Genomic DNA, 11,509 nt, shown 5'->3' with positions numbered 1-11,509 from the left:
AGCAGGGGCATAGAATTTTACCACTTCCTCCGTACTCACCTGAGTACAATCCCATCGAGAAAACATGGGCTCACATCAAAAAACACCTCAGAAAAGTATTGCCAAATGCCCATACTTTCATTGAGGCACTTTTGTCCTGTTCTTGTTTCAGTTGATTATATTTTAAAAAAAGATAGATTTTTACCTTTATAGCTGTTTCGTTTATCTTTTATTACTTCGTTACCTCGCTTTGCCGTACTCCAGTACAGCCTGCAGTTCCTTGCCTAGTACTAAAAGTAAACGAAAAGACTATAAAACTATCAATAGCAACTAAATAAGAGGTTGGAGAATATCCAACCTCTTATTCGTCAGTCTGCTTTAGTGCACCTGTTTCATAGAGTTGTTTAATAAGTTTTGTCTGGGCTTCTTGGGCAAAGCCGAGTTCAGAGAGCAGAGCCACCATAGTAGCTTCAGAAATGCCTCTTTCTTTGGCAGAAGAAAGTGCTGTAAAGATACTTGAAATGACGTAGTCAGCAATTTTACTGCTTTCTTCTATAGACATAGGCTCGTGATTAAAGTCTGAGATTGTGCTATATTCTTTGTCACGTTTTCCTGTTAGGTAGTCGACACTTACGTGAAAGAAGATGGCTAAATCTGTAATCTGTGCGAGGTTCGGCTCTAACAAGCCACGTTCCCAACGTGAATAGGTTCCTTGTTTGATATTGAGCTCATTTGATAATTCCTGTTGTGTTAGCTTGGCATTTTTTCTTAGCTCTTTTAGGCGTTGAGGAAAGGGGTTTTTACTCATATCCATGATTGCCTCCGTTTTTATTCATAATTGTATATTTTCATTGACAAACAGCATACCAATTAGTATAATATAAATATACCGGCTGGTATGCACTATATCTAAAGTTTATAGGTTTATTTTACCATAAATCAGGCTAATTGCCTATAATCAGATGAAGAGTTTGTACAAAATAGCATTGGATATAAAAAAGGAGAGAGAAGATGGAACATTGCACTACAGAACCTCAGACATTGACGGATATTATCGGAAAATTGACAGAGTTAGAAATGGTTGGTTACATCATGTATTCGCCAAAATTGAAGAAAAGAATTCTCCTGACCAACGAAATGTACAATGAACTAGACAAGGAGGAGCTTGATCTCCACCAATCTCGTTACCAAGCTGTTATGCAAGCAACAGAGTTAGTAAAAGAATTCCTATCAGAAGAAGGAGTGAAATAGAGTGCCTGACTTCTATGAAGTAGGCTTTGTCCTCACTCTGAAAGTTTGATGAGCTTCATCTGAGCATTGATTGTATCATAATTTGACTTTGCTGATGAAATATACTCATATTCATGGCTTAAGATGCTCTCATGTAACATTATGAGGGACTTAGAAGTGGAAGTGCAACATCTCTTAGGACGTGCCAATCTCAAGACAAGGATTGCCACCTATCCTATTACTACTTAAGACCTGATGCGATGAAAGAAGTAGCGCGCTGTATGATAGAAAAGTAGTAGTGATAGAAAGCAAGGTTAGAGAATACAAACTTATAGGAGATACATTAACAGTGGACGAAAGATAAAAAGCCCCCAACTATTGGTCATAGTTAGGAGCTTTTTTCTTCTTTTTTAGTTTAACATACTCCCTGGAGTAACCTCGCTTTCTAGTTTCAAAGCTCGGGGCTAAAATACTCCACTGGAGTAACCTCGCTTTCTAGTTTCAAGGCTCGGGGCTAAAATACTCCACTGGAGTAACCTCGCTTTCTAGTTTCAAGGCTCGGGCTAAAATACTCCACTGGAGTAACCTCGCTTTCTAGTTTCAAGGCTCGGGCTAAAATACTCCACTGGAGTAACCTCGCTTTCTAGTTTCAAGGCTCGGGCTAAAATACTCCAGTGGAGTATTTTACTCCCACTCAACGGTTGCGGGTGGTTTGCTGGTGATATCATAGACGATGCGGTTGACATGTTCAACTTCATTGACAATGCGAACGGAGATTTTTTGGAGGATCTCCCATGGAATTTTAGCGAAGTCTGCAGTCATACCATCGATAGAAGTGATAGCTCGAATGGCAATGGTATAGTCGTAGGTACGTCCATCTCCCATAACGCCGACAGAGCGGACACCTGTATTGACAGTAAAATATTGCCAGATGTCACGATCAAGACCTGCTTTAGCGATTTCTTCGCGAAGAATAGCATCAGATTCACGGACAGTTTTCAATTTTTCTTCAGTGATTTCACCCATGACCCGAATCGCAAGCCCTGGACCTGGGAATGGTTGACGCCATACGATTTCGTCAGGCATGCCAAGTTCTGTCCCCAAGGCACGTACTTCGTCCTTGTAAAGAGTATTGAGTGGTTCAATCAATTTGAACTGCATATCTTCTGGTAATCCCCCCACGTTGTGGTGCGATTTAATGGTCTGAGCAGTATCTGTTCCAGATTCGATAACGTCTGTATAAAGTGTTCCTTGAGCAAGGAATTCGACATCAGTCAATTTGCTCGCTTCATCATCAAAAACATAGACAAATTCATTTCCAATAATTTTACGTTTTTGCTCAGGATCAGATACACCTGCTAATTTATCCAGAAAACGTTTGGCAGCATCTGCCTTGACAATGTTCAAGCCAAATTTGCCCCCCAACATGCTCATGACTTGATCAGCTTCGCCTTTACGAAGAAGACCATGATCTACGAAGATACAGATGAGTTGGTCTCCGATTGCTTTTTGGAGAAGAACCCCTACAACGGACGAATCAACACCACCAGAAAGTCCGAGAAGAACTTTCTTATCCCCAACTGTTTCACGGATTTTCGCAATCTGCATGTCAATAAAGTTATCCATTGACCAGTCGCCTTTAGCCCCACAGATAGTGAGCGCAAAGTTGCGTAAAATGTCATTGCCATAAACAGAGTGACGAACTTCTGGGTGGAATTGGATACCGTAAATCTTCTTGTCAGGATTTTCAATGGCTGCGTAAGGACAATCTGCCGAGGTTCCTGTACGGATAAAGTTGTTAGGAATTTCTGTTACCGCATCGCCATGGCTCATCAATACAAGCTGTTCATCAGGCGTTCCTGCAAAGAGAGAAGAAGTGGTGTGGGTGAGTTCAGATTGACCGTACTCACGGTTTCCCGCATCACCAGCAGGCACCACTTTTCCTCCCAGTTTGTGCGTAATCAACTGCATCCCGTAGCAAATCCCTAAAATTGGAATGCCTAGCTCAAAAATCTCTTGGTCAATATCAAAGGAGCCGTCCTCATAAACAGAATTTGGGCCACCTGAGAGAATAATTCCAACAGGATTGATAGCACGAACTTCAGCAGCTGAAATCTTATGGCTTTTGAGTTCAGAAAATACCCCAATCTCACGAATACGGCGGGAAATAAGCTGATTATACTGGCTACCGTAGTCTAGAACAATGATTTTTTCGACGTCTTGGGTTGTCATGTTAGTTCCTTTCTTTCATATCAAAATATCAAATGATGTTTCTTATTTTATCATAAAAACGAACAATTTGCAGTAACAATAGTTAAAAAGATAGAAATTTGGTACAATAGAAAAAGAAACAAGAGGGAGAGATTATGAAAGCTGCGTATCTTGCCATTCATGATAAATTAAAAGAAGAAATTGACCGTGGAATCTGGAAAATTGGAGAGCGTCTGCCTAGCGAGCGAGATTTGGCAGACACGTTTGGAGTGTCGCGAATGACCTTGCGCCAAGGAATTACGCTCTTGGTGGAAGAAGGGATTTTACAGCGGAAAGTCGGTTCAGGGACATATGTAGCAAGCACTCGTGTGCAAGAAAAAATGCGTGGAACGATGTCTTTTACGGATATTATTCAGCTTCAAGGTAAAACTCCGTCCAGTCAATTATTATCTTATATCCGAACAAAGCCTAATGATAAGGAAGTTAGTCAGCTGAATTTACAGGCTGGGGAGTATGTTGTGCGCATGGAACGTGTGCGTTTTGCAGATAATATGCCAGTTGTCTACGAAGTTGCAAGTATTCCTGAGCGTTTGATTTACAATGTCAAAAAAAGCGACGTAACCAATCATTTCTTTAAAACCTTGACAGAAAACGGTTATCGTATCGGGAAAAGTCACCAGACTATTTATGCCCGCTTGGCCAATGAGCAAGTAGCAAAACATTTACAAATTGCTAAAAATCAGGCTATCTTAGCCTTACGTCAGGTATCCTACCTAGAAGACGGCCAGCCTTTTGAGTATGTGAATAGCCAGTATGTAGGAGAACGTTTTGAATTTTATTTAGAAAATAATTAGTTTACATAAAATTTATTATGTAAAAAAAGAAAAAGTTCATTTTATCCTCTTTCTCCCTTTTTTTATAGGACATTCAAAATAAAAAACACAGAGAAAGAGCATAAACAACTTTTTGAGAGGAGTAGGTCAATGATATAGGATTGTTTCATACAAATGGAAGCGTTGTCTATATGATTTTGGATTTACATAAAATTTATTATGTAAATCTTTTCTTTTTGAAGCATGCCATGAGGGATAGAGGGGGTAGTTATTATAGTTTTTTCGTTTACTTTTGGTACTAGGCAAGGAGCTGCAGGCTGTACTGGAGTACGGAAAAGCGAGGTAACGAAGTAATAAAAGATAAACGAAATGGCTATAAAAATAAGTAGTTCAAAACTATAGCACAGCACTTTCCAGTTTAAGAACGAGTTTAAAACGTTTACTTTATGTTTATGATAGAGGTTTGGAGATTTTAATTTCATGTATTTGTCATAGTCTTTTCATTAAGTATAGCTTTATCCTACAGGAAAAATTTGGTATAATGAAAGATATGGAAATTGAAAAAACAAATCGAATGAATGCCTTGTTTGAATTTTACGCAGCACTCTTAACCGATAAACAGATGAATTATATTGAACTGTACTATGCCGATGATTATAGCCTAGCTGAGATTGCAGAAGAATTTCAGGTCAGCCGTCAAGCAGTCTATGACAATATTAAGCGGACGGAGAAGATTTTAGAAGATTACGAGAAGAAATTGCATATGTATTCTGACTACATTGTCCGGAGTCAGATTTTTGACAAAATCTGCGAACGCTATCCGGCAGATGACTTTTTGCAGGAACAAATCAGCATTTTAAGTAGCATTGATAATAGAGAATAAAAGGAGAATACCATGGCTTTTGAAAGCTTAACCGAACGTTTACAAAATGTCTTTAAAAACTTACGTCGCAAGGGTAACATCAGCGAGAGTGATGTGCAGGAGGTGACCAAAGAAATCCGTCTAGCTCTTCTTGAAGCGGACGTTGCACTTCCAGTTGTGAAGGACTTTATTAAGAAAGTTCGTGAGCGTGCCGTTGGTCATGAAGTGATTGAAACCTTGAATCCTGCCCAACAAATCATCAAGATTGTCGATGAGGAATTGACTGCGATTTTAGGGGCTGATACAGCAGAACTCATCAAGTCACCAAAGATTCCAACGATTATCATGATGGTGGGTCTACAAGGGGCGGGTAAAACGACCTTTGCAGGAAAATTAGCAAATAAGCTTAAAAAAGAAGAAAACGGCCGACCTTTGTTGATTGCAGCAGATATTTACCGTCCAGCCGCTATTGATCAGTTAAAAACCTTGGGACAACAGATTGAAGTGCCAGTATTTGAGTTGGGAACGGGTGTCCCAGCGGTTGAGATTGTCAAGCAAGGACTTGAAATTGCCAAACAAAATAATAATGACTATGTGTTGATTGATACAGCAGGGCGTTTGCAAATTGATGAAGTGCTGATGAATGAATTACGCGATGTCAAAGCGCTTGCCCAGCCTAATGAAGTTCTTCTTGTGGTAGATGCGATGATTGGTCAAGAAGCAGCAAATGTCGCACGTGAGTTTAACAACCAGTTGGAAGTGACTGGGGTAATCTTGACTAAGATTGACGGGGATACCCGTGGTGGTGCAGCGCTTTCTGTGCGTCATATCACTGGCAAGCCAATCAAATTTACAGGTACCGGTGAGAAAATCACAGACATAGAAACCTTTCATCCAGATCGGATGTCTAGCCGTATTCTCGGTATGGGTGATATGCTGACCTTGATTGAAAAGGCTTCTCAAGAATACGATGAGAAGAAATCTCTTGAACTCGCAGAAAAAATGCGGGAAAACACCTTTGATTTCAACGATTTTATTGATCAATTAGATCAAGTCCAAAATATGGGACCAATGGAAGATCTGCTTAAGATGATTCCAGGAATGGCAGGAAATCCAGCTCTTGCTAATCTGAAAGTAGATGAGCGTGAAATCGCTAGAAAACGGGCTATTGTGTCATCGATGACCCCGGCAGAACGTGAAAATCCTGACTTGCTAAGCCCAAGTCGTCGTCGTCGGATTGCAAGTGGTTCTGGAAATACCTTTATTGAAGTTAATAAATTCATCAAGGACTTTAATCAGGCCAAAGCTATGATGCAAGGTGTCATGTCTGGTGACATGAATAAGATGATGAAGCAAATGGGAATTAACCCTAATAATCTCCCTAAAAATCTGGATTTATCCGCTCTTGACGGTATGATGGGGCAAGGTGGTATGCCTGATTTATCAGCCCTTGGTGGTGCTGGTATGCCAGATATGAATCAGATGTTTGGTGGTGGTTTGAAAGGCAAAATCGGAGAATTTGCTATGAAACAATCCATGAAACGTATGGCGAATAAAATGAAGAAAGCGAAAAAGAAGAGAAAGTAATTCTCTCTTCTCAGGTTGAAGAACAATTCTCTTCAACCTTTTTTATTATTTATTATGATACTTATTTATAAAAGTTTATAAAAGAATATAAGTTTTGCTTTTTAAGACTGTCGGTGGTGATATACTTCACATTGGCGCACCATTTCAGAATGAAAACCAAATAAGGTCGAAGCTGGTTTTCTGAGTGATTAGGTTCTAAAAGATAGTCTTTCTGGAAGTTATTTGGTTTCGAGATGATAGAGAAAGAATATCAACGAAGGAATATTTTACGTAACATATATTATGTAAAATAAAAACAGTAACGTAAAACGTAAAGTGTTTTCTGAGCTAACTATTAAAAGAGGATAGAAAAGAAAATTATAAGCAACTGAATGTTGGAATGTTTAGCAGATGATACAGAGATTGCCCAATATTGGAGTTCCATATAACAGGTCTATTTAGCAATCTTTCATTATAGAATAGATTTCTTTCCCAAACATCTTTCCGAAAAACTATAATTTTCTTGAAATATATAAACCTTTCTGCTATACTAGAAGAGATAAGAAAACATTTGGAGGAAATCATGCGTCGGGAATTGTTACTTGAAAAAATTGAGCAACTAAAAGAGATCATGCCTTGGTATGTTCTTGACTACTACCAGTCCAAGCTGGCTGTACCTTACAGTTTCACCACCTTGTATGAATATTTGAAAGAATATCGGAGATTTTTTGAATGGTTGATAGAAACTGACTTGGTATCTGTATCGCATATTTCAGAGATTTCCTTAGATACTCTGGAGCATTTGACTAAAAAAGACATGGAATCTTTTATCTTGTATCTACGAGAAAGGCCCTTGTTGAATGCTAATACTACCCAAAACGGGGTTTCACAGACGACAATCAATAGGACCTTATCTGCTCTGTCAAGCCTTTATAAATATTTGACAGAGGAAGTTGAAAATGAGCAGGGAGAGCCCTATTTTTATCGAAATGTTATGAAAAAGGTATCGACCAAGAAAAAAAAGGAAACCCTTGCTGCTCGGGCTGAAAACATCAAGCAAAAGCTTTTTTTAGGCGATGAAACAATGGAGTTTTTGGACTATGTGGATAGCCAATATCAGGTTAAGTTGTCCAAGCGGGCTCTTTCATCTTTCCAGAAAAATAAGGAGAGGGATTTGGCGATTTTGGCACTTCTGCTTGCCTCGGGTGTGCGGCTTTCAGAAGCAGTCAATCTCAATTTAGCTGATGTCAATTTAAAATTGATGCTCATTGAAGTCACACGAAAAGGAGGAAAACGTGATTCAGTCAATGTAGCAGGCTTTGCTAAGCCATACTTAGAGAACTATCTTGCTATCCGTCAGCAACGCTACAAGGCTGAAAAGACGGACATTGCTTTCTTCCTATCAGAATACCGTGGCTTACCCAACCGCATGGATGCGTCTAGCATTGAAAAAATGGTAGCCAAATATTCGGCTGATTTTAAGATCCGTGTAACACCACACAAATTGCGACACACGCTTGCAACACGTCTTTATGATGCGACTAAATCTCAAGTCCTAGTCAGTCACCAACTGGGACATGCGAATACACAGGTAACTGATCTCTATACTCATATCGTTAACGATGAGCAAAAAAATGCTTTAGGTAAACTCTAGAAAGCCTGGTCAAAGACAGCGACAATCACAATGAATGGTTTTAAGCTCCCCCTGCCTTAGTATAGTATGATATTGGGGATTGCTCAATGCTAGTTTGCATTAAAATATAGGCTTTACTCGTTATTAATACAGAATAATATATATCCCAGATTTGCTGAGGGAATTTTTCAGTATTTCTAGCTACTTCTACTACTAGAGCTTTGGGAAGCCTCTAATATTTCTATCGTTACCTGTCCAATAGCATGGTTATAGAATAACCAACGAACTTTTTCCTTGATAAATTGCTGTTTTTCGCTAGAAGATACAGTTAAAATTGCAGTTCCACAATGTTCAAATCCATCTAGTGTCCATATTTTTAGCTCTTCTATCTTTTCTATTCCCTCAATATCTAACAAGGCACTCCTTATTTCCTCTACATTTATAGCTGCAGGAGCTGCTTCTAAAAGTATCTGCAAATGATTCCAGGCTTTTGGTAGCGCCTTACTAAGTATAAAAATGGAGATTCCAAGCGATAAGAGTGGATCAAGGATGTACCATTCAGAAAATTGGAGGATAATGGATACAAGGATGACTGCTATCCAACCTAGAATATCTTCTAAAAAATGCAGGCTAAGAATAGACTCGTTATGACTATGACCATCTTTTATAACATGAGCTGCTAAAAGGTTCATCATCACTGCTACAATTCCTAAAATGAACATCCCCTCTTGATTGACAGGTTGAGGATTTAAAAGATTTGGAATATTCTCCAGGACAATGAACAGCGAACCAAGGATGAGAATAGATGAAGTTAACATGGCAGCCAAAATGTTCCAACGTTTATAACCAAATGGATAGCGACTATTAGCGGGTTTATTGGCATATTGTTGCATCATAGCAGAACTACCGATAGCTAGTGCATCTCCAAAATCATGGACGGCATCTGCTAGAATTGCACTTGAATGAAAGAGGATGCCAAAAATAAATTCAACCATTGAAAAAGTGAGATTGAGAATAAATGCTATAAAAATTTTTTTACTTGATGACATATTTTTGCTCCTTTTATAGTCTTTTCGTTTGCTTTTAGTACTAGACAACGAGTTGCAGGCTGTACTAGAGTACTGCAAAGCGAGTTAACGAAGTAATAAAAGATAAACGAATGACTATATTACTAATTCCATTATGCTGTATTTAGAACTAGAAAACTAGAAGCACTTCGTATAAATTGTTTTATTCTGAACAAATTGCTTAAAATGTATGAAAATGCTACTATTAGTGTCAAACAACTTTCTCAAAAAGAAGCTGAGATAAAAGTCTCAGCTTCTTTTTGAGTGATTTTATTTTTCATGATAGTGTAGCACACCCAGCTATAGTCTTTTCGTTTACTTTTAGTACTAGGCAACGAGCTGCAGGCTGTACTGGAGTACGGCAAAGCGAGTTAACGAAGTAATAAAAGATAGACGAAATGACTATAGCTATGAGAGAGTTTGCTTATACTCACTACTCCTCTTGTTCGCTCTTTCATTCTCTTATCGTTCTAGCTAGAGCTTTCCAAACTTTAATTTTGAAAGCACATCAAAGGTTGGATTGGCAGAGTAGAGATTATTTTCCAATAATCACTTTCATCCCCTCTTGATTGACTTGAGGATAGGCGGATAAGTATTCAGATAGACGTTTGAGGATTGGCAGGATGTAGCCTGGTTGATCATTTTCCACTTGAAGGACTAGGAGAGGTTCATGGAGGCTCATTCTCAATAAGAACCAGCCTTCTCCGTAAGGAGCAGTCACATCAAAGCGTACTCCTTCTTCATTTTCAGGATTCATCTGGAAGCCTTGGATCGATTGAGTCCGCAAATCTGCAATGACTTGCTCACCAAGTGCTCGATAATCTTTGGTTTCTAGTTTGAAGCGTACTTCCTGTGTTTCTATAGGTTGTTTCAACTGAGAAATTAAATCTTCCAAGCTAGTTCCTTCAGCTTGGAGCCGGGGCAAGAGCATGAGAACTTTTGCTGCGACGTAGGTTCCGTCATCAAGGAAGTAATTCTCCTTAAAAGCAGCATGCCCTGAAGTTTCAATAGCTAGCTGGCAATCAATACCTGCTTTATTGGTAGCAATCGCCTTGTTAATCACATTGCGATAGCCTGAGATATAGCGAATTTGCTTGCCACCTAGTGCTTCAATAAACCGTTTCAAATGCTCAGAAGTTGGTGAATTGGTCACAATGCTAGTTCCAGGGTGTTCCTGCAAAATGATCTGACTTAGGACAGCAATCAAGTTGTTGCGGTTTAACATCTCACCTGACTTGGTAACCAAGGCAGCACGGTCGACATCGGTATCAAAGATAATCCCTAAATCTGCCCTATGCTCTAAGACTGCAGCTTGGATGCTCGCCATGGCCTCTTTATTGTCAGGGTTTGGAATATGATTTGGAAAAGTACCATCTGGATCCAAAAATTGTGATCCCATTGTATTAGCCCCTAAGGCTTGTAGGACCTTCTCGGCAAAGAACCCTCCTGCCCCATTTCCTGCATCGACAATGATATGTAAGCCCTTAAGTGGCTGTTTTTTACCTTGGTTTGCTTGACGAATTTTTCCAACCAAATCTGCAGCATAAGGTGTCAACAAATCCGCTGTTTGAACGGTTCCACCAGGCTGTTCTGCCAAATCTTGATCATTTTTCAGAATGAAAGCAATATCTTCCTGTTCTGCCCCTCCTTTTTGGCTGAAAATTTTAATCCCATTGAAGTAATAAGGAAGGTGGCTAGCCGTCACCATAACACCAGCATGACAGGCAAATTTCTCATATTGGGTACTCATAAAGAGGGCTGGGGTCGTTGCTAGCCCAAAATCAATTACCTGTACCCCTAGTCGGACGGCTTCTGCTGTAAAGGCCCCCACCAGACTAGGACCGCTGAGACGACTATCTCGACCGATTCCGATGGTAAGTTTACCTGCCTGATAAATCTCTTTTAGGCGATCATCTTGACAGAGCCAGTAAACCAAGCCACGTACGATTTTAGTGATAGCTTCTGGCGTCAAATTAACTGCTAATTCATCCGTCGCAATCGCAATCCCACGAATATCCGAACCATTTTGCAAAACATGATGTGACATAATTTCCTCCTTTATTACTTCTAGTATAACATCTTTTAAACCGTTTTCAAGTTTATACCAAATAGTTTCTCTTTTTGGTCG

10 protein-coding genes are annotated in these 11,509 nt (G+C 39.4%); 6 read left to right on the top strand and 4 right to left on the bottom strand.

Annotated elements, in window-relative coordinates; genetic code table 11:
- On the top strand, positions 1 to 155 hold a 155-nt coding region (locus E4T79_RS00710; protein ID WP_194183744.1), incomplete at its 5' end, for a transposase.
- A gap of 185 nt (positions 156 to 340) precedes the next feature.
- Here E4T79_RS00710 and E4T79_RS00705 read toward each other — a convergent pair.
- Entirely contained in the window at positions 341 to 793 is a 453-nt protein-coding gene (locus E4T79_RS00705) for a helix-turn-helix domain-containing protein (protein WP_228063740.1), read from the bottom strand.
- 197 nt (positions 794 to 990) lie between these two features.
- On the opposite strand from E4T79_RS00705, the gene E4T79_RS00700 reads away from it, so the two are divergent.
- Complete coding sequence (locus E4T79_RS00700; protein WP_135026821.1) at positions 991 to 1,230, top strand: hypothetical protein; 240 nt, start codon at positions 991 to 993, stop codon at positions 1,228 to 1,230.
- A gap of 663 nt (positions 1,231 to 1,893) precedes the next feature.
- On the opposite strand, the gene guaA is transcribed toward E4T79_RS00700, so the two are convergent.
- Positions 1,894 to 3,441 (bottom strand): glutamine-hydrolyzing GMP synthase, encoded by a 1,548-nt coding sequence (gene guaA, locus E4T79_RS00695; protein WP_135026820.1) that lies wholly within the window; start codon positions 3,439 to 3,441, stop codon positions 1,894 to 1,896.
- A 134-nt stretch (positions 3,442 to 3,575) separates the two neighbouring features.
- Between guaA and E4T79_RS00690 the strand changes: the two genes are divergently transcribed.
- From E4T79_RS00690 to xerS, 4 genes are all read left to right on the top strand, one after another.
- Positions 3,576 to 4,274: a GntR family transcriptional regulator gene (locus tag E4T79_RS00690; RefSeq protein ID WP_135026819.1), complete on the top strand. Its 699-nt coding sequence runs from the start codon at positions 3,576 to 3,578 to the stop codon at positions 4,272 to 4,274.
- 529 nt (positions 4,275 to 4,803) lie between these two features.
- Positions 4,804 to 5,136, top strand: a complete 333-nt coding sequence (locus E4T79_RS00685; RefSeq protein WP_135026826.1) for a putative DNA-binding protein — start codon at positions 4,804 to 4,806, stop codon at positions 5,134 to 5,136.
- A 12-nt stretch (positions 5,137 to 5,148) separates the two neighbouring features.
- The gene (gene ffh / locus E4T79_RS00680; protein ID WP_135026818.1) at positions 5,149 to 6,702 is read left to right on the top strand and encodes a signal recognition particle protein; all 1,554 of its coding nucleotides are present in this window, start codon (positions 5,149 to 5,151) and stop codon (positions 6,700 to 6,702) included.
- 562 nt (positions 6,703 to 7,264) lie between these two features.
- Positions 7,265 to 8,335, top strand: a complete 1,071-nt coding sequence (xerS, locus tag E4T79_RS00675; protein WP_135026817.1) for a tyrosine recombinase XerS — start codon at positions 7,265 to 7,267, stop codon at positions 8,333 to 8,335.
- Positions 8,336 to 8,511: 176 nt separating this feature from the next.
- Here xerS and E4T79_RS00670 read toward each other — a convergent pair whose 3' ends face one another.
- Positions 8,512 to 9,363, bottom strand: coding sequence for a cation diffusion facilitator family transporter (locus E4T79_RS00670; protein WP_135026816.1), 852 nt, complete (start codon positions 9,361 to 9,363; stop codon positions 8,512 to 8,514).
- 553 nt (positions 9,364 to 9,916) lie between these two features.
- Complete coding sequence (locus E4T79_RS00665) at positions 9,917 to 11,431, bottom strand: phosphomannomutase/phosphoglucomutase (protein ID WP_135026815.1); 1,515 nt, start codon at positions 11,429 to 11,431, stop codon at positions 9,917 to 9,919.
- Positions 11,432 to 11,509 lie beyond the last annotated feature (78 nt).

This window comes from Streptococcus sp. LYSM12 (assembly GCF_004569635.1).
In the GTDB taxonomy this organism is placed as follows: Bacteria; Bacillota; Bacilli; order Lactobacillales; family Streptococcaceae; genus Streptococcus.
This window is presented reverse-complemented; position numbering and strand designations above follow the sequence as displayed.

Coding starts and splice junctions, on each gene's coding strand:
- xerS (WP_135026817.1), top strand. CDS start 7,265: ATGCGTCGGGAATTGTTACTTGAAAAAATTGAGCAACTAAAAGAGATC.
- E4T79_RS00705 (WP_228063740.1), bottom strand. CDS start 793: ATGGATATGAGTAAAAACCCCTTTCCTCAACGCCTAAAAGAGCTAAGA.
- ffh (WP_135026818.1), top strand. CDS start 5,149: ATGGCTTTTGAAAGCTTAACCGAACGTTTACAAAATGTCTTTAAAAAC.
- guaA (WP_135026820.1), bottom strand. CDS start 3,441: ATGACAACCCAAGACGTCGAAAAAATCATTGTTCTAGACTACGGTAGC.
- E4T79_RS00690 (WP_135026819.1), top strand. CDS start 3,576: ATGAAAGCTGCGTATCTTGCCATTCATGATAAATTAAAAGAAGAAATT.
- E4T79_RS00685 (WP_135026826.1), top strand. CDS start 4,804: ATGGAAATTGAAAAAACAAATCGAATGAATGCCTTGTTTGAATTTTAC.
- E4T79_RS00700 (WP_135026821.1), top strand. CDS start 991: ATGGAACATTGCACTACAGAACCTCAGACATTGACGGATATTATCGGA.
- E4T79_RS00670 (WP_135026816.1), bottom strand. CDS start 9,363: ATGTCATCAAGTAAAAAAATTTTTATAGCATTTATTCTCAATCTCACT.